Below are 22,740 nucleotides of genomic sequence, written 5' to 3'. Positions count from 1 at the left end.
TCTATCACATAAATTTTAGCGTATATATAATGGTCATTTTTACCATAAAAAATTTAAAAACCGAAATTAAAAAAGCAATTCCCGATAAAAAACAAAAAATTAATTAAATCTAAATAATAATTAAATAAAAACTAAATAAAATATTATATGAATAATAAAAATAAAATCACACTTAACTTTTCAAAAATTAAATATAAAAGCAGCCAAAGCTGCTTATATAAATATTAAATTAGCAAAATTTTAAAGAACCATAACAGTTAGGCACGAAACTTTGCCCCGCAAGCTTGATTGGATCGAGTTTAAACGGAACTGACGTATTTGGTAGATTAACTGTACCTATAGATAAGCTACCACCAAAGCAGCTGAACCCAGAACAATAAGCCATCGCCCCACCTTCATTATAATGTTTATATAATGCACAATTGATACCTGCCGCATTTCCATTCGAACAGCCTTGAGGTCCCATCGCATCTGCTAAGACAGAGTTTGGAATATCTAAATTATTGGCAGGTGTCAACTTACCAACCTCTACAGGATTATCAAAAGCCATCCACCACCCCTTTAAAGCAGCAGCTTTCATTCCAGGCCATTGAAGTGTTTGATTTTGTAAAGATAACGAAAAAGGACTATCTACTTTAACTTTATGAACATAACCTAAGCTTTCATCCATACTTAAGGCCGCCTGCAAACCAGTTATCGTACCATCAATATCCTTAGTCATATTAAGATCTATGGTTCCAATAACGTCCTGAATATTAATAGCCAATCCTTTTTGGAAAAAGCTCATTGGTTGAATATATGCTGTACCAGTCACAGGTACCGATTTCAATCGACTTCCATAAACTGTTGTTTCATTTGTACTAAATGGAGCAGTCGTACTATTTAACGTAATATTATAATTACTCGCGACATAATTACGGATACCAATCCACAGAAAATCAACATCTACTCGTCCAGTCATGCTTTTACCAGTATCCGCTTGTGTCATATTACGACCGTTAACAGTTGCAATTCCTGCACAACCATTAGGATTTGATGCAGCCATACTTGCATTACATCCTTGTGCAGCAATTTGCATATAACCGCTCATCGAATTAATGCCATTTGGTGTATCAGAATTTTCTTTCCCAAATGTCAGCATTCCTAAAGCATTTTCTGCGCTTAATCTTATCCCCTTTATCTCCCGAGTAGAGGCTTGATTAGGATTCTGAATTGCAAACTGTATAAACGGGTTTTTTAAAATAGCATCTGAAGCGACACGTGCTTGTCTATTTGCACTTGTATCACTAACTGCATCAACTACACCGCTTAAACTAAAATTATCAATATCAATATCACAATCTCCTGGGCCATTTGCCCCACCGCAACCCAATTGGAGTTTTTTGATATTTGCATTAATCTCTAAATCAGCTTCCAAACCTAATTTATAAAACCCGATATTTGTATTACCACCAGCACGTTTTGCTTCAAGGTTATCTGTATCTGCGGGAGCCACATAAGTCAAACTCATCAGCGCCTGTCCTGTGACCTCAGACATTTGCTGTTCTGTCATGGGCTCTAAACTAACAGCATGAACACAATTCATCAAAAAACTATTAAATACAAATAATGCAAAACTTAAATGTTTAAACTGAAACATAATATGCTTCTATCCCCTATCAAGCTTAAATTTTATTTTTATTTCTTCGCTAAAATCTGTATTTAAATAATACAAATATGAAAACTATCACGTAAATTTTAACGAATATAGAATCATAGTTTTTACCATACAAATAAAAAATACATAAAATAAAAAGCAATATTTCGGATGAATAACAATATTTTAATATCAACTAAATCATAGTTATAATTTTAATAAACAATAAAAAAACTATAAAATTATGCAAATTAAATCGCATTTTCACTGCAACAAAAAAAGAGTAAATGATCATGATCATTTACTCTTTTTTAAATTTAAAAAAATCTATAAGGTTTTAAGCCTTCGGCAAAGTCACACCTGTTTGACCTTGGTACTTACCACCACGATCTTTATAAGAGGTTTCGCAGACTTCATCAGACTCAAAAAACAACATTTGAGCCACACCTTCACCTGCATAAATACGAGCAGGCAAGTTTGTCGTATTAGAAAATTCCAAAGTCACGTGGCCTTCCCACTCAGGTTCAAGTGGTGTGACATTCACAATGATGCCACAACGTGCATAGGTTGACTTACCTAAACAAACGGTTAAAACATTACGTGGGATACGGAAGTACTCAACAGTACGCGCTAAAGCGAATGAGTTCGGCGGGATGATACATACATCCGATTCAATATCGATAAAGCTTTTATCATCAAAGTTTTTAGGATCAACAATCGCAGAGTGAACATTGGTAAATACCTTGAACTCACGTGCACAACGAACATCATACCCATAGCTAGATACGCCATATGAAATGAGTTTTTCACCATTTGCATCATAACGGACTTGGTTTTCTGCATACGGTTCAATCATGCCGTGTTTTTCGCTCATTTCACGAATCCAACGATCAGACTTAATTGCCATTTTTCTATCCCAAAATCTATTTTCAATACTGCGCTGTACTTTAACTGAAAATGCTTTTGAAAGGAATGTTTAAACAGACATAGAAATGCCTAAGTTCAGCGTTTACTCAACTTAGGCAAGGTACTCAATAGAGAATTTAACGATAAATTAAAGGCTTAGTAATGCTGAATAACTCAGTGGAACTGTAAAACTTACTAGCACTAAAGATGCTGTTCTTTGCATATTGCGTTGATTTAACCAACTCACTTGATTACTACAAATAATTGAGCCGATAAAAGTCCAGAAGAAAGCAATCGGGACGATCAGCAATAAGAAGCACAACATATGTGACACATATGCAGATGCATTTTGCCAAACATAGGTCGGGAAAATCGCTGAAGCGAATAATAATGCTTTTGGATTCAATAATGTTGCGATAAAAAGCTCTCGCGCACGAATATTTGGTTGATTGAAATTTTCATCACGACTGGCTGTACGCCACAACTTGAGCGCTAAGAATAGGATATAACCTGCACTAAATAGTTTCAAAATCGTCGGTACTGTTGGAAACTGTTTTGCAACAGTGCCAATGATTAATCCCCAAATACTAATGGAGATAAAGTAGCCAAGCGCTTCCGCAGGAATAAGATTGAGAGATTTTCGAATTCCAACCTGTATTCCAGAAGATGCTAAAAGCGTATTGGTTGGTCCTGGTGTCAAAAGAATAGTCACCACCAAGCCAATAAAAAACCATGAAATCATTAAATGACCTCATCAATGGATTAATTGCAGATTAAATCAGTTGTCATAAATTGGCAAAAAATTATTTGTAAGAGAACGTGTTACATTATGTCACACAAATATTTTTTCTATTTATATTTCATTTACTTGAAATATTTTAAATGTCATAGAACTGCAAGGTCACCTTACAATTGAGTGCATTTTTTATATTCAAAATGAGTTTAAATATAGCTCAATAAACGACTTAAAATCAGAGCTACGCTTAGAAAGTTGATCAAAAAATAGTAATGATTCGTTTTATAAGTTGATACGCCATGAAAATTGCCATATCCATAAATTTTACATACATATTTTAAGAAAACTTTCAGCTTTATTGCCTATTCTATAAGCAGTTTTTCTGATGTACTCATCGGCTCAACTTGATTAAAGCTGTCGTTTTAACCGCTATTGAGGCACAATAGATACCTTTCTTGTATTTTCTATGTTTATGGCAAAGCGTTTTTTTCAGTCTTGGCTTCCTTCCCCTGAAAAAGTCAATAATTTGAAATTTATGAAGATTTTTGGCGATAAGGCCTTAAGTCCGCAGCTTTGGTATGTCAATCGAAAATCCATTTCTAAAGCCATGTTTATTGGCGCATTTTGGGGAATATTACCTATTCCCTTTCACACCGTTTTGATCGTGCTTACTGTTCTTCTCTTTGAAGCAAATTTACCTATCGGCTTAATTTTAGCGTGGATTATGAATCCACTCACAATTGTTCCTATTTTATTTTTTGCTTTTTGGATTGGTTCAAAAATTTATCATGTCCATATGATCAATAAAGACATGCTTTTAGGTGTATTCCATCAAATTATCCATTGGATTCAAAACTTTGGTCATGGACATATTGATTTAAGTTTAGCCAAAATTCTTGCAACGGGTTTATTCATTGAAGCAATGATCTTTGCATCGCTTCTTTTTATTGCGACTCGTCTTTATTGGCGCTGGAGTGTGGTGAGAAAATGGCGTGAACGGGCTTTAAAAGAGTTTTAAGTGAATAAGCCTTTTAGGTTTAACAATATGATTTTCAATCAAAATCAAACATTCTTTTTAAACTTGGGAAAATCTCTCCAAAAGTGATTTATTCTTATAAAAATACAGCATCAATAGGTTTCAATTTAGAAACTGTTTCTTCCCAAAAGAACTAAAGCCCTTATTTACAGTAATGCTGATCAGTTAAGCCTTTTTAAATCCGCCCCCTTGCGGAGCATGCTCCTCACCTTTGAAAAAGGAGGAATGAACAGCACAGCTACGCAAGAGAATCTAAAATTACTTTAAATTCTCAATAGTTCCCCCTCTTTCTCAAAGAGGGGCTAGGGGAGATTCTTAGATGAGCAAATACTAAATTACTCTTAACTGACTGGCATGACTTATTCAAAACGCTTTTGTATCAATCCAGCATTAAAAAATTCGATGCGGATCATTTTCAACTTTAGGTAAAGTTTGTGCAATTTTTTCTGCAATTGCCATATAACTTTCAGCGGCATCATCATTGGCAATCACGGAAGGTTTACCTGCATCTGCATTCTCACGGATTTGCACATTCAGCGGTAAACGTCCAAGCAATGGAATGTCGTATTGCTGTGAAAGCTGGTCTCCACCCCCTGTACCAAAAATTTGCTCTTCATGACCGCAATTTGAACAAATATGTGTCGACATATTTTCAATCACACCCATCACTGGAATATGAACTTTATTAAACAATTCAATGCCTTTTACTGCATCCATCAATGCAACGTTTTGCGGTGTAGTTACAATTACAGCACCTGTGACTGGAATACGTTGTGCAAGGGTCAATTGAATATCACCTGTACCCGGTGGCATATCGATAACCAAGACATCTAAGTCTGGCCAAAGTGCTTGATTAAACAGTTGCATCAATGCACCTGTGGCTTTCGCCCCACGCCATGCGACGGGTGTATTTTGTTTACCAATCAAATGCCCAATTGAAAGCACCGCCATATTATACGCTTCTAATGGAACAAAATTTTCACCTTCAATTTTCGGGGTTTGCCCTTCATTTCCGAGCATCGTGGGAATACTTGGTCCGTAAATATCCGCATCTAATACGCCAACTTTTAAGCCCAATTTTTGCAATGCTAAGGCAATATTGACCGTTGTAGTCGATTTACCGACACCGCCTTTACCCGATGAAATCAGAATAACATTTTTAATTCGTGGGTGTTTAGGAATATCACGTTGTTGTGGCGCAGCTTTTTGAATCGGTGGATTATTCGGATCTTCTTCTGTTGGAACGGCTTGCGATGAGGCATCGACTACAGGAGGGAGATTTGGTTTTTCTGTTTTTGGTTTTGATGAACAACTATGTCCAGATTGACCATGTTGCTCGCTTGAACAACTATGATCATGTTGAATTTTTTGTTGAATCACATGCATATTCAATTCTTGAATACCGCATTTTTCTAATGCATCGGCAAGATCATCATGGATTTTTTGTAAATGCTCTGCTTCTTCTGGAAAAGTATTGATCGTCAGTTGTAAGACGCGCCCTTCCACATTCACTTGAGTAATACGATCTTTTAATCCATTGTTTGAATCAGGCAAAATATAATTTTGAAGCACCTTTTGGATTTCTTCTTCTTTCACCTCCTGTGCAGGAGAAAAAACCGATTTAAGTGAAGAAAGCCACGACATAGATTTGCTCCAAATTTGCAAAATCAACAATACGAAACGGATAGTTTAACTGTAATTTGTGTTCAGGTTAAGCTTAGTTCTATTTAGCTTTTTGAATGTTGCTATAAATCCGACTTATTAAGTTGGTTTTTTATCACTAAGCCCCTATTTAAAATATAAACTTACTCAAAATGACTGCTTTTCCCCTCTCGTGTTTATTAATATTTCCACTACATAACATTGATCACTTTTTCGTTATATTACTTTGATACCTATTTAAATTTTCTACTAACAATAAAAAGGTGAACCTATGCATCGTATTTTAGTTTTATTCCTCTCCTTATTCATTTCAAGTTTTGCGATTGCTGGAACATTAACCAGTGCTGTTCGAACTGCTTCTGGGCAAATGGTCAATGTTGGAGATACCGCTTCTGAAATGATGCTACGTATAGCTCAATCACCTGTTTCAATGAATTCTTATGAAATGAAAGAAGGTGATCTGACTGTGACAGCCTCTGACTACACCTATGATATTGATAATGTTCTTTATACATTTACTGTGATCAATAATCAGGTGCGTAAAATTGAATGGGTTCGCAAAGATCCTTAATGATCAAAGCTAAATCGTTATGAAAATAAAAGCCTTTGGTGATGAGCACGAAAGGCTTTTATGCTGTGAATTCAACTTAGTTGGATTGATCATCATCTTTCTTGTGTTTTAAATCGTTAATCGCTTTTTCTCCTTTTAGAAGTGCCTCTTGAGCTTTATGCTTTAAATCATCAGCAACTTTTTCAGCACTTAACTTCGCTTCTTGTGCTTTCAACTTCAAATCATCTGCAACTTCTGAGGCTTTGTTTTTTAAGTCATCAAATTTTGTCATAGGCACTTCCTGTTACTCACATTAAATACGGTGGATACAACACTTTCATGACCTATTTATAGCAAGAGAAGTCTGCCTAAAGTTAGAAAACTGCAATTTGAAACAATCGAGCTACATAGCGACATAATGTAATAATTTTTTGTATGATTGTTTATTTTTACATCCTGTTCATACATTTTTAATTTTATGGGGCAAATATGCGTCAAAGTTTAAGATCCAAAATCATTCAAATCTGTGATGAAAAAATTGCCAAAAAAGGAGATGCTGTAGGACTTTCATTTTACGCATTTTTTGCCAATAAAAATGATGATCCTGTGCAACTTATGGAAGCAGCAGAATGGTGGATTAAAACCCATCAACTTAATCACTTTGAAAAAGCCACTAAAATTAAGGCAATGATTCTTCAAGGCCTTTAAGTTTGTTTTGAAAATAGTGTTTCTACACAATGTAAATGCGTAAACTTCCCTTCTTTTCGTTGATATTGATCAATAAGTGGAACCAGTCGCTGAAAATGTTCTGATTGAACATGTGCATCTAATGCAGCCCGATCAACCCATTCTTCAATAAAAACAAAATGCCCTTCATCTTTTAAATCATGAAAAATATCATAAGCAATACAACCTTGTTCAAGTTTGGTCTTTTCAATCAGTTCTTTATACAGTGGTAACACTAGATCAATCTGATCCACTTGAATAAAATCTTCTGCAATAAGCTTTAACATTTAATTTTCTCTCAAAATTACGATTTAACCTTCTTATTCAAAATACGGATTCAACATTTTTATTTACAGTTATATAGCTAAATAAACCATATTAAATTTAATCATGCTTAATTAAAGTGGTGAAGACTTATATTCACGACATTCACTGCATTTCAAACCACAAAATAATCTTTTATTGACAATAAGATACACCATATTCCCACTGACTATACCGACGATCAAAGGCAGCAACATGAGAAGCAACGCAATCATTCCCCAAAATAGAGTTTCAGCCATGTTATGGACGACACCATCTAAAAATTGAATTAAAAATATAAAACTAAACCAACTTAAACCCACCATCACAATGGCTTTGAATAATTGTTTTATTTCAAATACTTTCTTAGGAGCTTTTAAACCATTCAAAATGATTAAAAAGACAAAAAAAGCGAACAAAATGAAAAAAGGTGTGAGATACAACAACACTTCAATCGCACGGCTCGACATTCTTTCCGATGCACTAACAAATAAATTTCCATGGTAGAAGCGAAGAAACAGGCCAAGTGGTAAAACCAAACTAAATACTGAGGCTAAGCTTGCACTGATTGCTGAAAGCAATAAAACCCAAGATCGCATGATATTCTCCTTTTCCGATCTTGGTTGTATTGTCTAAAGCTAAAATGTGATTTGAGAGAGGTCTATGTGAAATTTGGGTGAAGTTTGAAATATTGATGGATCTTTTACGATCTCACTGTGCTCATAAAACTCACCGCTGCAAACAACCAAATGAACAGCACAAAACTACGTCCCTGATTAAAATGATTCAGGTCGGTGCCATGTAAAATGTTATGACGAGTCATGGTGACTGTAGAACTGCTGTCCATTTTATAGGCTGCTAATTCTAGAAAATAATGATTCAATTCATTGGCAATCTTGGCCTTATGCCACAAACTTTTAATTTCATGTCCCTTTAAACCAGGTACGATTTTATAAACATCTACAAACTTGGTGTCATGTTGTTTTAAAAAACCATTTTGAATTAATACATCGGTCAATAAGCCTTCCAATTGCGCATATAAAAGTGGGATACAACCTGCAAAAAGTTTTAATTCATAGAGTTTTAACGCTTCTTCAATCACTTGACGGCGCTGTATTTTAGATTCACTTATTTCCAATGCATCAAAAGCTTTAAATAGTTTTGTTTGAAAATGCTCAGCATTGATCAAGTCTAATAAATTAAACTGTGATACATCGTCAAAGTTATGAATTTCCTGCCAAAAATACAATAAATTCAAAGCATCATTGGCAACTTTTGCACCTACAGGTTGATCTAATTCATCGGCAAGGACATTGAAATAAGGCTCATTTTGCGCAAGCGTTTGTAATGTCTCAATTAAATATTGATGTTCGCTCTCAGAAATTCCATCAAGATAACGCTCAGCTTCATTGAGAATACTTTTCCCAAGTTGTGTTTTAGACTGTTGATTTTGTGGAATACGGGTTACAGCTTGGTCGAAATCATCATTAATCACAAATGTATCTCAATCTATTTTTGTTTCCTGTATTATGGCCTTCTAAGTATATCTCTTCAATATCTTAGAATACTAAAAACTAATTTTTTGATTTTGTTGATTTTTAATATCTGACATCCAATTACAAACAACATAAAACCATATGACTAGAATATAAGTACGTTCCAAATTAAAGTTATCTAAATCAGAGCCATGTAGAATACTATTGCGAGATTGAGCGATAGTATCATTTTCATCATTTATTCGGTATGCCTTAAGCACATAAAAACTAGAATAATAATTCTGCGCAATCAATACCTTATCACTTAGTCCACTTATAACTTTATTATCTTTATTACCTTTAAGAAATGATTGTATTTTCATCTTATTATCTAAATAGTTAAAATTTTCCTCTTGATATAATAACTTACCAGTATTTTTATTTAATTTTAGTAACTTTTTATTCATTAAGAAATCTGTCAATATTCCTTCAAACTGTCCATAAAGTAACGCTATTGCTCCTGCATAACACTCTTGCTGAATCAGAAAGAATATTTCCTTTATTATTTTTAATCTTTTTCCATTATTTTCAAATACTAAACTTTGAAATTTTGTTTCGATTACTTCTGAAAATTTTACATGTTTAACAATATTGAATAATAAAGTTTCTCTTTCAAAATTCTGCTGAATTCCCATATCAACAATTAGATTTAAAAGCTCAGGGGTATTAAAATAATCTAAACCAAAATTGAGCTTCTCATCATGTACCAGCTTGTCTAAATTTTCAATTATCTCAGTAACTTTCGTAACAGTATCAGAATTCAATTTTTAATCCTTTTGTCTACTCACTTGGAATATCTATAATTTTAACAACCATAATTCTTTAAAAACATTTAACTTCATTCTTCTGTGCAACTTCATAGCAATTGAGCTAAAATCATTGCCCTTGCATTAACTTTGAGAAAGAGAGTTATATCCGTGCGAAATATTTTAGTCACAAATGCCCTTCCATACGCAAATGGTCCAATTCATATGGGTCACTTACTCGGCTACATCCAAGCAGATATCTGGGTTCGTGCCATGCGTGCGATGGGACATGATGTGACTTATGTATGTGCGGATGATGCACACGGTACAGCGATCATGCTCCGTGCAGAAGCCAACGGCATTACACCAGAAGCGCAAATCGCCAATGTTCAAAAAGAACATATCCGTGACTTTGATGGTTTTGGTGTACATTTCGACCACTACGATTCAACCAATAGTGAAGAAAATAAAAACCGTTCTTCTGAAATCTATATCAAAAACCGTGAAACAGGCAATATTGCAATTCGCCCTGTTACACAGTTGTTTGACCCTGAAAAAAGCATGTTCCTTTCAGATCGTTTCATTAAAGGCACTTGCCCAAAATGTAAATCTGAAGATCAGTACGGCGACTCATGTGAAGTGTGCGGTACAACTTATAATGCAACAGAATTACTTAATCCACGTTCTACTTTAAGTGGTGCGACACCTGTCGAAAAATCATCTGATCACTATTTCTTTAAATTGCCGAATTTCGCAGAATATTTACAAAAATGGACACGTGATGAAGGTCGTCTACCTGTTTCCATCGCCAACAAACTAGATGAATGGTTTGATAATGGTTTAAACGATTGGGATATTTCTCGTGATGCACCGTATTTCGGTTTTGAAATTCCAGATGCACCAAACAAATATTTCTACGTTTGGGTTGATGCGCCAATCGGCTATATGTCGAGTTTTGAAAATTACATCAAAGCCAAACGCCCAGAACTGAACTTTGAAGACTATTGGAAAAAAGATTCTAAAAATGAGGTTTATCACTTCATTGGTAAAGACATCGTGTATTTCCATGCATTGTTCTGGCCTGCAATGTTAGAAGGTGCAAACTACCGCACTCCTACAGGCTTGTTTGTGAATGGTTTCTTGACTGTAAATGGTCAAAAAATGTCGAAGTCACGTGGTACGTTCATCAAAGCTGAAACCTATTTACAGCACTTGAATCCTGAATATTTACGTTATTACTTCGCCTCTAAACTGTCTGATAAAGTTGAAGATTCAGATTTAAACTTAGATGACTTCGTACAAAAAGTGAATTCAGACTTGGTAGGTAAAGTCGTGAATATTGCCAGTCGTTGTGCAAAATTTATCAATACCAAGTTTGATAATAAATTAAGTGCAAACTGTGCTGAACCTGAATTAGTTCAAAGCTTTATTGACGCTGGCGAATCTATTGCTCAGGCCTATGAAGCACGTGAATTCTCAGCTGCAATTCGTGAAATCATGGCGCTTGCAGATAAAGCCAACCAATATATTGATGAGAAAAAGCCTTGGGCTTTAGCAAAAATTGAGGGCGAAGAACAACAAGTACATGACGTGTGTTCTGTCGGTATTAACTTGTTCCGTCAATTGGCAGTTTACTTAGCACCTGTACTTCCGACTTTAGCGGCTCAAGTTCAGGATTTCTTAAAGTTAGAATCTTTTGATTTTGCATCAGCGAAAACGATTTTAATCAATCATGAAATTGCTCAATTCCAACCGTTAATGCAACGTGTAGACCCGAAAGCAGTTGCTGCTATGGTTGATGCTTCTAAAGACTCTTTGGCTGCTGCGGCTGAACCTGTAAAGGCTGAGAAGAAGAAAGCCAATAATGCAGAGGGTAAGGTTGAGAAGAAGGCTGAACCTAAAGTGGGTGAAGCAGAAGTGATTGGCATTGAAGATTTTATGAAAGTTGATCTTCGTGTTGCAGAAGTCCTTGAAGCAGCGCATGTAGATGGTTCTGACAAACTTCTTCAACTCACTTTAAATGTCGGCGAAGCTGAACCACGTAATGTGTTTAGTGGTATCCGTGAGTTTTATGCACCTGAAGATTTAAAAGGCAAATTGGTGGTGATGGTGGCTAACCTTGCACCACGTAAAATGCGTTTTGGTATTTCAAACGGCATGGTACTTGCAGCGGGCAATGGTGAAGGTGTTTGGGTGATTTCACCTGAAACTGGCGCTAAAGCAGGCGATAAGGTTTCTTGATTTAATTTTTGAATGAAAGCCTCTACTGATGTAGGGGCTTTTTTATCATTCAATTTCGTCCATGAAAGAACGATTTAACCTTTATATGCCTGTTCTTTTATTTCGAGCAACTTTGGTAAAAATCTATCTTGGATTTTATGTCTTTCTAACATTGAAGACCGCGTTAACTTTTCATTAGCCAGTTCAATAAGTTTCTCAAACCATTTTTCTTCCTGTAAATAAATTTTACTTTGGGAATGTACCGTATATCTTGATTTTAAGCCATCCAGCGCATTCATTGCATTTCTATAATCAATTTTTAAAAGATGATCTAAAAATTCTCTAGTCTCTAATGAGCTCAGGATTGGGTAATCATAATATTTACTAGTTACCTGTTGATAAAACTCATAACTATCATTTTCCATTAGGAACAATAACTCTTGTACTCTTTCTATATTTTTTTCAACATATTTATCCTCATATGCTTGAGCAAGATCCTCTATAAACTTTTTAAAAATGGGAAGTTTCCGAGCATATAGTCCATAGCCACCAGACTCCTCACTAATATCAAAGTGATCAAATTTTTTAATATTTTCCTGTAAATTTACAACTTTTTTAAATTGATCAACGGCTAGTACTAATAAATTTTCGACTGAAAAGAAAATTAGATTTTTTTCTTTAAAATAAACCAACATACTAACTGTATGTAAAATATCAGTTATATTATTCAGTTTTGAACATTCAATACTTTCTTGGGCATAGGTTACTAAATTTTCAAATTCAGTTTCGCTCAAATTCAAGTAATACCATAACTTATACCAAATAGGCTGATCTTCCTTAAGTCTAAAATAGACTTCATATAATTCATTTCTTACTTTTTGTTCATCTAAAATATTTTGATTTAATATTTCGTCCCAAAGTTTTGGTGAAAATATAAAATCATTCAATGAGCAATTATATTTATTCATAAATTTTTCAGCATCAGTACTGTTAATACCACGTAATGATTTTAAGATTTTAGATGTACTATCTATCTTTTTGTCATCATCTGATTTTTCATCTTTTTTAAATTCTAGTATTGTTTTTTCAAAATATCCTTTCTTATTTTCCATAGATAAAATAAAAAAAGCTTTTAAGACCTTCTCAAAAATCTCCTGATTAAAATTTCCTTTCCATTCAAAAAGTTCTTTTTTATAAAATCTTTCAAAATCAAAAACAGCCTGCTTAAAAGATCGTAAATTTTTATAGCCTACTTGATTAAATGTTTGAGTTATTAGATCAATATTAGCAACTAATTGTTCTTTTAAATCACCATTACTAACTTCTTCAAAAATACTTTTTATTGCTAAATTTTGGTCTTCTGTATAACTAAAAGTCGCACCAATCAATTTCTCTTTTTTTCTAGCATAATCATCATTGTCTTTGATTTCATCTTCATTCGATACGATAAGCGTCTTAATATTATCCTGCTCTACAAAGTAATTGATATAACCAAGCACCTCTTCTTTTTTCAATTCGCATCTTTCTAAATCATCAAAAACCAATATGAAATTATCATTAATTTTTAAATATTCTGGCAATTCAATTTTGGGAATACCGCCTGAGATACTGCCATCTGATTTACTATCACCATCTAAATCAACTTTTATTGTTGTTTTTAATGTACCTTTTAAAATTTGACCTGCTAATTTTGCTCCCTTGCTTCCCAAAATTGGATGAATACTTTTAAAAATAGCTTCATCAATCATAGAAGTTTTAGCAATTCCATTTAAACTCACATAACAAATCTTCTTTCCCTGGTCTTCTTTTTTTTCTAAATATTTTTTTACAAACCAAGTTTTTCCACTACCCCATGCGCCATTTAAAAGTACTGCATATTCAAAATTCTTTTTACCATCAAAGTAATAATCAAGATATTCTTCAATGTGTTTATTGGGTTCTGAAATATATTGTTGTGTACTCACAAATCTGCCCTAACTATTTATCTTTAATGCAATAATTAAAACTCAATGCAAAAAAATCATCAACATGTTAAAACAAAACATCTCTTTTCAAATTTATTAGAATTCCAATGAAAAACATGAAATCTACAGCTCTAATATTATCCATATCACTACTCTGCTTTGCTCCAATCATTGCACAAGCAGAAAATACAACAAGCCAAACGGCGATTGATCAACATCCCCAAGTCGCAGGGTTCTATCAACATCAAGTCGGAAATACACAAATCACCGCTTTGCTTGATGGCACAAATTTTATGTCCCCGACTTTATTTCAAAACACGCCTCAAGATCAGGTACATAAAATCCTTAAAAAGTATCATGCAGATCAAGCCAAAGGTGTACAAACCTCGGTTAATGCCTTCTTGGTGAATACAGGACAATCTTTGGTTTTAGTCGATAGTGGAACTGCGGATTGTTTTGGAGCACATTTAGGTTCTGTGATGAAGAATTTAAAAGCTGCAGGATATCAACCTGAACAAGTCGATACCATTTTACTGACGCACTTACACCCTGATCATTCATGTGGTGTGAGTAAAAATGGTGTTTCGAATTATCCAAATGCCACAATTTATGTCTCTGAAAACGAAGCTGATTATTGGTTAGATCCAAAACAATTACAAAAAATCCCGAAAGATCAACAAGCAAAATATACGGGTACTGTTCCTAAAATTAAAGCGGCACTTGCCCCATACCAAACCAAGAAGCAATTTAAAACATTTAAACTCGGTGACACAATTGATGGTTTTGAAGTCATCAGTACACCGGGACATACCCCAGGTCACTTTAGCTACAAACTAAAAACTTCAGATGAAGATGTGATTTTTATTGGAGATATTGTGCATTCACATACCGTTCAGTTTGATCGACCTGAAACGGCGATTGATTATGATATAGATCCTAAAGCAGCCGTTCAAACACGCTTAAAACAATTTGCAGATTATGCAAAGCATGGGCAGACCATCGCAGCGCCACATTTACCATTTCCTGCCATTGGACACATTTATTCAACTGATGGCAAAAGCTATCAGTGGATTCCTGTGCATTTTAAGGATTAGCCCTTAAATAAACCTTTTCCCTTTGGGATGAAGAACATCATTCCACAAGCGGATGAAGTAAAACTGTTACTTCATCCCAAAAATTAACTTCAACCCAAGTACAGTCATTACCCCACCGGCAATCAAATACTTTTTAGTTTTTTAATATGCGCGATGTGATAGTGCGACATAATAACTATTTTCGCGCTATACCGTTTAAAAGTGTCAACCTAAAAATATTATTGCAAAGGTAATTTTTTCTCATATTTACTGTAAATACATTGATCTACATCAAAAATAAATAGGTTATTTTTTAAATTATAACTAAAATTATCATAATTTTTAGATGTCATAAATTCTTCGAAATTCGTAAAATCAGCTTGATAGTTAAAATTTATTAGAACTTTGTCCTGCTGACTTCCGAGATATAAAACACTATAGTTCTTATTGATATTTGAGCATAAATGATGGCTTTCAAAATCGTATTGTAAAGCAAGTCGAAAAATTTTATATTTCAATGAATCTTCTTGAACCACGATATTTTTATAATGTGATAAACCTATAAAGAATGCAAAAAAAACAATAAAATACCAACATTTTTGATTCCAGCTAATTTTGCGATTAATTTTATTTCCAAATTGATCATTTTCTCGCACACAAAATTCAGTAATATACGATATGACCAATCCTCCCATGATACATATGGTATACCACCAAAAAATTGAAACCAAATGGTTTAAAAAATAAAAAAATGTACCAAAAGATGCGCTTATTTTAAAATTACTACTGGAAACATTAAAAATTGAATTGATAATGATAGAAACTTCAGCTGCTGAATAAAGAATATAGCCCGATAAAAATACGGTAAGAATAAATTTAGTCATTGGGATTTTTAAAAACATTTCCAATGGTGGAATAGCTTTTATTGAGTTATAAACTAATAATATAAAAATAATTACCATACCAATCATGACTAAAATGTATTGATATGACAAAGGATCACTTTTATCAGTAAAAAAAATGACGGAAGCAAATATTGCACCTAAAGTATAAAAAAGGATATTCATATCCCTATTACTTGGTTCTAGCTTTCTTCTAAGTAAACTATATATTTGATCTAATTGATTATTGTCCATAATATTCCTTTTCGCTGTGTTTTATTCATAAATTTAACCTGATAGAGAGATACAGCCAAAATCAGCAACACAAAACCGATAAGGCAAGTGAGCAAGATATAATTTCTTTTTGCATTGCTCTCTATTGTTTTAGTCACGGCGATTTTTTCCAAATCACTTCATCCCGATCTGCAAAAACAGGATCGGTTAAATCTTTGAGTTTGGGTTGTGTGAGATAGTACTCATGCCCTTGTTCAGGAAAATATTTGCCACGACTTGTATCTACAGGGGCTAAATAATATTCATACGCACCATCCAATGGACGTTTTTCTTTGCCTTTTTGTAAATAGATCTCTTTAATTTTAAAGTCTGCATCTAGGTCTATTTTTAGTTTCGAAAACTCATATTCATAAGCAGGATTTTCATTACTTCGTAATGAACGAGTTGGATAAAGTGCCTGAAAGTTCTTAAAGTATTCATTTAAATTTGGGTCTTGGTAGTATGGAATATAGTCATCTACCAACCATTTTGGGATCGGAAATAAATGAATGATGATGTAATAGCGTATCCCTGTTGGTTTATAGGTTACCCATGTTCCAATTTTAATCGGAGCTGCTTTTAAACGAGTTTTATCAGCATCTAAACGATCATCCAGTATATCAAAACGCTCCGTATTGACATATTCAGCATAGTATTCACCTGACCACTCCCCATCAGGTGCAGTCACTTCCAAATTCCATGGATATTTGGTTTGCAACATCTTGTACCAGTCAGAGCTGACTTTAAAACTGCCTTCAGCCCAACGTTTATACAATTCAGCATTTCGCCGTTTAAAACTTTCAAATGCATCTTTAACATCACGAGTCCGAATATCATGAGTTCTTAGATACTCCATATCTGAAGTTCTAGTTAACCCAATAGTTGTTGCATAATCACCCCCAATTCTGTTAGCTTGCCATGAACCAATTTCCTCTCGAATCCCAGGTCCAACTGCAAATAAAATCACCCAACCTTGCGGAGCAAAAGCAATATCAAAAGTATCATAAACATTCGGTGATGGATCTTCTCCATCTTCGTCGCCCATTCCTTTATATACAGTAGTAAATAAGTGTTGGATTTTTTCTTTCGGTAAAGGTTGAATCAGTTGATAAAACTGATTATCCAAACTATCAAAAAAGGTTAAATGCAATACTTCAGGTAAGGGTTGTTTAAAAGAATTCCCTCCTAATGGTGTTCCACCACGCCCCCAAGCACCGCTAGAGCCATCTAGAGTCCGTAACCAAGTCCCATCTGCTAAATAAAATGCGGTACGCATATTTTCATCGACTGGCGATTTAACAATATATGAATCTACATAAATATCTTTGCTTGAATCCTTATAACGGCCAAATACTGCTGAAGAAGTTAAAACACCCCATTCTATTTTTTGTGGTTTATTCATAAATTGAACTCGATAAATATGCGTTGCCAATACCAACATACCTATGGAAAATATGCTGATTAGAAGAAGTAACAAATAGAACTTTTTTGTTTTAACCATTATGGATTTTCCGATAAGGCAAGCGATTTTTTAAACGAATACTATAGCCCAAATCCTCAGTCATGCCGCCTTGGTAAGTTTTTTTAGCTGACCAGTGCAAATATTGATTTCTTAAATTTTGAATCTGAGCCTTGTCTTTTAAACGCAAATCCAAGAACTTGCCCCACCCTGTGTTCTTTAGTACCGTATTTGGATGGCTATTGATTAAGTTTTTAATGATGCCTGTTAAATTTTCATTTTCATACTTAAGAAGACTATCTTTAAACGTAATCTGCCCATATTGTTGGGTCATCAAGCGCATGGTTTTTAAGGCGATTTTATGATAATCATTGGGGATATTCTGTCGGGTCGCATGGTATTCATTTTTCCCAACACTGCGTATTTGGTTCTGTGTAAAAAAGCCCTGTTCTAAAAACCACGCTTTTAATTCCTCACTGGTAATATGGTAACTATTACTTAAACCACTGGGGTAACTCCCTCCAATATCTGAGTGAGCACCATCCATGATCACTTCATAACCATAACCCTCTCGCATGGCAGCCTTAATATTGGTTAGGGAGAAAAACTCACGATATTCATCCCCTGCGGCAATATGAAAAACTTTGGTGATTTTTTTATCATCCACATCCAAATCTGCAAAGTTGAGCGTCAGCTCTTTGACATCATTATCAAAATTAGGCTTTGCCGCCGTTGCAACCGCACCTGCAAGCGGCCCAAATACAGCCATCTTTGCAATTGTGGTTGTATCCATGGTTTGAAATGAAGAAACTGTGTCAAATATTCCCACAAAACGAAAGCGTACTTGTTTACTTGAAAAACCCCAACCTTTAAACAATTTCGGTTTAGACTTGGCCAAATGCACAAAATGCCGTGCAGTTGCTGCACCACGACTAAAACCAAATACATTGATCACAATACTACTTGGTTTAGTTTTATTCTCTTTTCCATTTAAGCCATCATATTTCTTTTTGATTTCTGCAAAAGCAGATTCAGCACGGGTTTTTACCCCTGTTTCACCACTACCATAGGCAAAGCCTTTAGTATCATCTGTTTCATACTTGGTTGAACCCATACCTTCAATATAGACCCAAAGATTGTCTTTACTTTCACCCGCTCGCTGTGAAAATAAATGCGCCACATTGGAATAAGCATTGGTATAACTTTCATACTTGCCTTTATCCTCCGCAATCTGCTTGGCATATTTGGCTCTAGCATCTATGTTATACAGGTTGTTTTTTGTGCCATCAAAAAAAACATTCACCACCACAGGTTTAACAATAATATCTTTAAACGAAAGCTCAGGTTTATTGGTCTGTGCAACTGCAAGCAGCACACCACGACCAGGTTTATTCTCTTCTGAGTCTTGTTTTTTTGGTGTTGGAAGTGCCATCGTGTTTTATCCTTTATTCATTTTCATTATCGTCTGCATATACTTTTAAATCGCTGGCTGCATAGCCTGAGCTTAAACGTATGGTTTCACCCTTTTCATTGCTCACCCCTCTAAAAACAGTGCCATCACCACTGATAATTTTGTAAGCAAAACCAGCTACAGGGTTTCCTTTCGGGTCTTTGAGTACAAACATCTCGTTATAAGGATCTTGCGGAAGTGCGTAATCTATTGTTTTTGGGCCTAATATTGAATGTTTTGCGGTATATACTTTTGACTCACCATTGGTGCCTTGTTCAATTCCTTCTGTATTCAGCTTGAAATAGTTCCCTTTGACATTGAATACGATTTCTTCCGCTGCACTTATTTCAATCGATTTTTTCTTACTGATAATCTTGAGCACTTTGTCTGCAATAATATCCATGTCGCCTGTTTGCGCATGCAGTTCAATCTTGCCAAACGCGGCAATCAAACGCATCCCCAACTTCACCGCAAATAAACTTACTTTTTCGATCGCATGGGCAATAAAGTTCTTTTGCGTACTGACATTGACACTGCCATTTGCAATCTGATTGATATGCTGATCTGCCGATAAATGAATATCTCCTGCTGTGCTTAAACCAATCCCTTGTGGTGAGGAAAGCAGTAACAATGCGCTATTAAACTTTGCAATATCTTTTTGAATATTTTCAGCAAATGTTTTGAGTTGTTCTATAGATTCAATTTCATCTGTTGCATGTTTCTTTGCAATATCACTCAAAGATTGACTATAAGCTTGATTGGTCTTGAGTTGAGCTTTGGCTTCTTCTGCATCCATATGCTCGCCACTGGCATTGGATTGCTTATAACTGGTCAGCAATAAGCCATTGCCACCACGTACCGCCCCATAGTCATCTGTGCGAACTTCAAAACCCGTTCCACGGTCATGGCTGGTTTCTGTTTCTTTTGGATGACTTAATTGCCCTAAATTAATTTGACTCGTCGCATAACTACTTTGGAGCTGGGCACTCAACTGTCCTTGCGTATCATCAAAGCGTAATTGGTTAAACCCTGTTGCACCTATTTCACGACTACGAATACCACTTAAACGACGTGTATCAGGCAATTTACCTTTGATATCAAACTTTGTAGGAGCTCTCTTGGCTTCATGTATTCTCCCCAATACAAATGGACGGTCTGCATCTCCATTGAAGAAATCTATAACAACCAATTCACCTATACGTGGTAGAAACCGTGCTCCAAATCCTTCTCCTGCCCAAGGTGTAAGTACATCCACAAATGCAGAGTCAGCATCATTTTCATTAGAGCCACGTCCTCCATCATGTACATTATCTTCAGGTCTAGAAAATAGAAAACGAACTTTGATTCTTCCCCATTCATCGACATAAATGCTTTCACCAGCAGGGCCAACCACTCGTGCATGTTGTGTATACGCGACTGGTTTATGCAACTGAGGGTTATATTCTGGAACAATCGGAATATGACGGCGGATTAAAGTCAGTTCACATCCTTGTCTCTCTTCTTTAACACCAACACTCCATTGGTTTATATCTAATAGTTTAAAGATGCTTTCTGTTAAGTCTTTTGGCAAATTATTCTGATGAAAACTCTGCTGCCTTAAGATCAGAAACTGTCTATCATTTTCGACATGCTTATCTATTTCAGGATGTCCAATAAATTCAAACCAGTAACCCACTCGAGCATCTCGTATAGTTCCTTGAGCAATAAACTGTTTCGCCTGAGCATTTTGATATTTAACTAAATTTGAACTGAGTTTTTCTAACTGACCATCATTGGACCGAGTTGCACCATCCTCCCCTTTTAGGTCACTCATCCATGCAGGAGAAAGGTGCCAAGATTGCTCTAAACTTAAATGTTCATTATCGTAGTGAGCGCTGTGCTTATGATGAGAAAGGACAGAACCAGGCCAATCCGTTTGTTCTAAATAATCTGCTTGCCATCGTTGCAAATGTATTGCTGTAGATTGGATTTTCCGTTTCGCAATACAGCTTACAAGCGTATCAAATTTTTCAACCGCACTGCTTCTATGGTAACGAATCTCTCTTCGAGCAAGTGTCTTAAATTGGCGATGATCGTCGATTAATTTTAATTTTTGAGGCTGTATTGAATCATCGTATTCGGTAACAATACTCTCAGTTTCATCCACAAACCAATTTATACTTTCCGAGCGAAGTAATCTTGTAACGAGGCTATGGTCGCTTTCATCAACCTGCATGGTAAACGGTCGTATATCATAGTGACCTTTTAGTCCCGTTAAATCCAACTTTAAACTTTTAGCAAATAAATTTGATTTACGCTGCCATTCTTCAAAGATAATTTTAACAATATCGATGACCGACTTATTCATAAACACACGGCTATTACGATTATACCGCCACAACGACGTTGCATCTTCTAAAATAATTTTATACAGCGTCAGTGACCCATCGGACTGCCCAAGCTCCGCACTGGTAATAATACCTGTAGTTCTAAATAACTGATTCTGATCTGTACGAACATCAACGGCAACTTGACAACCAATCAAACTTTTTAAGGAAATAAAGTCACCCGTAGCAAGACAAATCAACTCAGCTTTGAGCTCGCCATTTAACGCATGTGCTTTACTAAAATAATTTAAAAATAAATCCTGATTTAATTTGGTATTTGAAAAATGAGCTTTTATTGTACGATTCTGCGCAGTTATACCAATTTTGTTTAAAATCATATGTATATTTAGCATTTTTCTTTAATTTTATTAAATTTATTATTAAAAAAAATATCATTGTTTATTTTGTTTAACAACTAAACAGTATTATTCACATGCTCTAGAACGTACCGCTGATGACACTTTGACTGCTGTATTTATTTGATTATTACCGCACTGGGAAGCTTGGTTTTAATTCAAATACGCTCCCACGGGGAAAACTTCCAATTAAGATAAGCCAATTAAATCGCTACTTCATCCCAAAAATTAACTTCAACCCAAGTACCGTCATTACCCCACCGGCAATACGGTCAAATACTTTTTTAGATTTTAAATACACTTTACGAGGGCCTTCCGCTGAAAGTGCAACAGCCACTAACGAATACCATCCTGCATCAATAAAAAAGCATAGAATAGGTAACACAAAATAATAATAGGTTGGAATCTCTTTCGGTAAAAGTGCAGTAAAAACACTGGCTAAAATAATCGCAATTTTAGGGTTACTCAACTGAGTAATTAAACCCAAACGGTAAGCATGGGCAAAACTCATCACCTGTGTTGTACCATCTGTCTGCTGCATCGGCTCTTTAGCATGTTTAATAATTTTATAAGCCAGCCAAAGCAAATATAAACCACCACAAATTTTCAAAGCCAAATAAGCTGAAGGAACTGCCAATAAAATAGCCTGCAAACCCATGACAGCCAATAGTCCAAACAAAGCAGCACCCGTGCCTGTACCCAAAGCCGTGAATAAACCATGTTGGCGTGAAATCGCAATCGAGTTTTTCGCTACATAGATAAATGTAGGCCCAGGACTAATCGCACCCAACATGAGGGCTAAAGCGATTGATCCTAAAACAATTAATGATTCCACTAAACATTACTCAAACAGGTTTTTGGC

Annotated in this window: 20 protein-coding genes; 5 read left to right on the top strand and 15 right to left on the bottom strand. The window is 35.1% G+C overall.

Going from position 1 to position 22,740, the window contains the following annotated elements:
• Nucleotides 1-229: 229 nt before the first annotated feature.
• From ACY45D_RS04645 to ACY45D_RS04635, 3 genes are all read right to left on the bottom strand, one after another.
• Nucleotides 230-1,639: a hypothetical protein gene (locus ACY45D_RS04645; RefSeq protein ID WP_463108648.1), complete on the bottom strand. Its 1,410-nt coding sequence runs from the start codon at nucleotides 1,637-1,639 to the stop codon at nucleotides 230-232.
• Between the two features lie 334 nt (nucleotides 1,640-1,973).
• On the bottom strand, nucleotides 1,974-2,543 hold the full coding sequence (gene dcd / locus ACY45D_RS04640; protein ID WP_010114202.1) for a dCTP deaminase: 570 nt from the start codon (nucleotides 2,541-2,543) through the stop codon (nucleotides 1,974-1,976).
• 147 nt (nucleotides 2,544-2,690) lie between these two features.
• Entirely contained in the window at nucleotides 2,691-3,284 is a 594-nt protein-coding gene (locus tag ACY45D_RS04635; RefSeq protein ID WP_463108647.1) for a LysE family translocator, read from the bottom strand.
• 460 nt (nucleotides 3,285-3,744) lie between these two features.
• Between ACY45D_RS04635 and ACY45D_RS04630 the strand changes: the two genes are divergently transcribed.
• Nucleotides 3,745-4,296 (top strand): DUF2062 domain-containing protein, encoded by a 552-nt coding sequence (locus ACY45D_RS04630; protein WP_463108646.1) that lies wholly within the window; start codon nucleotides 3,745-3,747, stop codon nucleotides 4,294-4,296.
• Nucleotides 4,297-4,704: 408 nt separating this feature from the next.
• Here the strand turns inward: ACY45D_RS04630 and apbC are convergent, their stop codons facing one another.
• Complete coding sequence (gene apbC / locus ACY45D_RS04625) at nucleotides 4,705-5,958, bottom strand: iron-sulfur cluster carrier protein ApbC (protein WP_463108645.1); 1,254 nt, start codon at nucleotides 5,956-5,958, stop codon at nucleotides 4,705-4,707.
• Between the two features lie 289 nt (nucleotides 5,959-6,247).
• Between apbC and ACY45D_RS04620 the strand changes: the two genes are divergently transcribed.
• Nucleotides 6,248-6,547, top strand: a complete 300-nt coding sequence (locus ACY45D_RS04620) for a hypothetical protein (protein ID WP_463108644.1) — start codon at nucleotides 6,248-6,250, stop codon at nucleotides 6,545-6,547.
• 76 nt (nucleotides 6,548-6,623) lie between these two features.
• On the opposite strand, the gene ACY45D_RS04615 is transcribed toward ACY45D_RS04620, so the two are convergent.
• Nucleotides 6,624-6,818 carry a hypothetical protein gene (locus ACY45D_RS04615; RefSeq protein WP_463108643.1) on the bottom strand — a complete coding sequence of 65 codons (195 nt, stop codon included), beginning with the start codon at nucleotides 6,816-6,818 and terminating at the stop codon, nucleotides 6,624-6,626.
• Nucleotides 6,819-7,015: 197 nt separating this feature from the next.
• Between ACY45D_RS04615 and ACY45D_RS04610 the strand changes: the two genes are divergently transcribed.
• On the top strand, nucleotides 7,016-7,234 hold the full coding sequence (locus ACY45D_RS04610) for a DUF6500 family protein (protein WP_089603719.1): 219 nt from the start codon (nucleotides 7,016-7,018) through the stop codon (nucleotides 7,232-7,234).
• Here the strand turns inward: ACY45D_RS04610 and ACY45D_RS04605 are convergent.
• The 4 genes from ACY45D_RS04605 to ACY45D_RS04590 all read right to left on the bottom strand — a co-directional run bounded on the left by ACY45D_RS04605 (nucleotide 7,231) and on the right by ACY45D_RS04590 (nucleotide 9,854).
• Nucleotides 7,231-7,539 carry a putative quinol monooxygenase gene (locus tag ACY45D_RS04605; RefSeq protein WP_463108642.1) on the bottom strand — a complete coding sequence of 103 codons (309 nt, stop codon included), beginning with the start codon at nucleotides 7,537-7,539 and terminating at the stop codon, nucleotides 7,231-7,233. The genes ACY45D_RS04610 and ACY45D_RS04605 overlap by 4 nt on opposite strands.
• A 111-nt stretch (nucleotides 7,540-7,650) precedes the next feature.
• Entirely contained in the window at nucleotides 7,651-8,154 is a 504-nt protein-coding gene (locus ACY45D_RS04600; RefSeq protein WP_463108641.1) for a hypothetical protein, read from the bottom strand.
• 104 nt (nucleotides 8,155-8,258) lie between these two features.
• Complete coding sequence (locus ACY45D_RS04595) at nucleotides 8,259-9,050, bottom strand: hypothetical protein (RefSeq protein ID WP_463108640.1); 792 nt, start codon at nucleotides 9,048-9,050, stop codon at nucleotides 8,259-8,261.
• 72 nt (nucleotides 9,051-9,122) lie between these two features.
• On the bottom strand, nucleotides 9,123-9,854 hold the full coding sequence (locus ACY45D_RS04590) for a hypothetical protein (protein ID WP_463108639.1): 732 nt from the start codon (nucleotides 9,852-9,854) through the stop codon (nucleotides 9,123-9,125).
• A gap of 153 nt (nucleotides 9,855-10,007) precedes the next feature.
• On the opposite strand from ACY45D_RS04590, the gene metG reads away from it, so the two are divergent.
• Nucleotides 10,008-12,077, top strand: a complete 2,070-nt coding sequence (gene metG, locus ACY45D_RS04585) for a methionine--tRNA ligase (protein ID WP_463108638.1) — start codon at nucleotides 10,008-10,010, stop codon at nucleotides 12,075-12,077.
• Between the two features lie 74 nt (nucleotides 12,078-12,151).
• On the opposite strand, the gene ACY45D_RS04580 is transcribed toward metG, so the two are convergent.
• Nucleotides 12,152-14,020 carry a P-loop NTPase fold protein gene (locus ACY45D_RS04580; protein ID WP_463108637.1) on the bottom strand — a complete coding sequence of 623 codons (1,869 nt, stop codon included), beginning with the start codon at nucleotides 14,018-14,020 and terminating at the stop codon, nucleotides 12,152-12,154.
• 116 nt (nucleotides 14,021-14,136) lie between these two features.
• Between ACY45D_RS04580 and ACY45D_RS04575 the strand changes: the two genes are divergently transcribed.
• Nucleotides 14,137-15,114 (top strand): MBL fold metallo-hydrolase, encoded by a 978-nt coding sequence (locus ACY45D_RS04575; RefSeq protein WP_463108636.1) that lies wholly within the window; start codon nucleotides 14,137-14,139, stop codon nucleotides 15,112-15,114.
• Nucleotides 15,115-15,332: 218 nt separating this feature from the next.
• On the opposite strand, the gene ACY45D_RS04570 is transcribed toward ACY45D_RS04575, so the two are convergent.
• The 5 genes from ACY45D_RS04570 to ACY45D_RS04550 all read right to left on the bottom strand — a co-directional run bounded on the left by ACY45D_RS04570 (nucleotide 15,333) and on the right by ACY45D_RS04550 (nucleotide 22,713).
• Nucleotides 15,333-16,229, bottom strand: coding sequence for a hypothetical protein (locus tag ACY45D_RS04570; RefSeq protein ID WP_463108635.1), 897 nt, complete (start codon nucleotides 16,227-16,229; stop codon nucleotides 15,333-15,335).
• A 133-nt stretch (nucleotides 16,230-16,362) separates the two neighbouring features.
• Nucleotides 16,363-17,688 (bottom strand): DUF2931 family protein, encoded by a 1,326-nt coding sequence (locus ACY45D_RS04565; protein WP_463109427.1) that lies wholly within the window; start codon nucleotides 17,686-17,688, stop codon nucleotides 16,363-16,365.
• Between the two features lie 52 nt (nucleotides 17,689-17,740).
• A complete protein-coding gene (locus tag ACY45D_RS04560) occupies nucleotides 17,741-19,138 on the bottom strand; it encodes a phospholipase effector Tle1 domain-containing protein (RefSeq protein ID WP_463108634.1) in 1,398 nt (465 codons plus the stop codon).
• A gap of 13 nt (nucleotides 19,139-19,151) precedes the next feature.
• Complete coding sequence (locus tag ACY45D_RS04555; protein WP_463108633.1) at nucleotides 19,152-21,860, bottom strand: type VI secretion system Vgr family protein; 2,709 nt, start codon at nucleotides 21,858-21,860, stop codon at nucleotides 19,152-19,154.
• A gap of 229 nt (nucleotides 21,861-22,089) precedes the next feature.
• On the bottom strand, nucleotides 22,090-22,713 hold the full coding sequence (locus ACY45D_RS04550) for a LysE family translocator (RefSeq protein ID WP_463108632.1): 624 nt from the start codon (nucleotides 22,711-22,713) through the stop codon (nucleotides 22,090-22,092).
• Nucleotides 22,714-22,740: the final 27 nt, after the last annotated feature.

It is taken from the genome of Acinetobacter sp. BZX-2 (assembly GCF_055179795.1).
This window is presented reverse-complemented; position numbering and strand designations above follow the sequence as displayed.

Excerpts from the sequence above, each read along its gene's own strand:
- ACY45D_RS04645 (WP_463108648.1), bottom strand. The coding sequence starts at position 1,639 with ATGTTTCAGTTTAAACATTTAAGTTTTGCATTATTTGTATTTAATAGT.
- dcd (WP_010114202.1), bottom strand. The coding sequence starts at position 2,543 with ATGGCAATTAAGTCTGATCGTTGGATTCGTGAAATGAGCGAAAAACAC.
- ACY45D_RS04635 (WP_463108647.1), bottom strand. The coding sequence starts at position 3,284 with ATGATTTCATGGTTTTTTATTGGCTTGGTGGTGACTATTCTTTTGACA.
- ACY45D_RS04630 (WP_463108646.1), top strand. The coding sequence starts at position 3,745 with ATGTTTATGGCAAAGCGTTTTTTTCAGTCTTGGCTTCCTTCCCCTGAA.
- apbC (WP_463108645.1), bottom strand. The coding sequence starts at position 5,958 with ATGTCGTGGCTTTCTTCACTTAAATCGGTTTTTTCTCCTGCACAGGAG.
- ACY45D_RS04620 (WP_463108644.1), top strand. The coding sequence starts at position 6,248 with ATGCATCGTATTTTAGTTTTATTCCTCTCCTTATTCATTTCAAGTTTT.
- ACY45D_RS04615 (WP_463108643.1), bottom strand. The coding sequence starts at position 6,818 with ATGACAAAATTTGATGACTTAAAAAACAAAGCCTCAGAAGTTGCAGAT.
- ACY45D_RS04610 (WP_089603719.1), top strand. The coding sequence starts at position 7,016 with ATGCGTCAAAGTTTAAGATCCAAAATCATTCAAATCTGTGATGAAAAA.
- ACY45D_RS04605 (WP_463108642.1), bottom strand. The coding sequence starts at position 7,539 with ATGTTAAAGCTTATTGCAGAAGATTTTATTCAAGTGGATCAGATTGAT.
- ACY45D_RS04600 (WP_463108641.1), bottom strand. The coding sequence starts at position 8,154 with ATGCGATCTTGGGTTTTATTGCTTTCAGCAATCAGTGCAAGCTTAGCC.
- ACY45D_RS04575 (WP_463108636.1), top strand. The coding sequence starts at position 14,137 with ATGAAATCTACAGCTCTAATATTATCCATATCACTACTCTGCTTTGCT.
- ACY45D_RS04570 (WP_463108635.1), bottom strand. The coding sequence starts at position 16,229 with ATGGACAATAATCAATTAGATCAAATATATAGTTTACTTAGAAGAAAG.
- ACY45D_RS04565 (WP_463109427.1), bottom strand. The coding sequence starts at position 17,688 with ATGTTGGTATTGGCAACGCATATTTATCGAGTTCAATTTATGAATAAA.
- ACY45D_RS04560 (WP_463108634.1), bottom strand. The coding sequence starts at position 19,138 with ATGGCACTTCCAACACCAAAAAAACAAGACTCAGAAGAGAATAAACCT.
- ACY45D_RS04555 (WP_463108633.1), bottom strand. The coding sequence starts at position 21,860 with ATGATTTTAAACAAAATTGGTATAACTGCGCAGAATCGTACAATAAAA.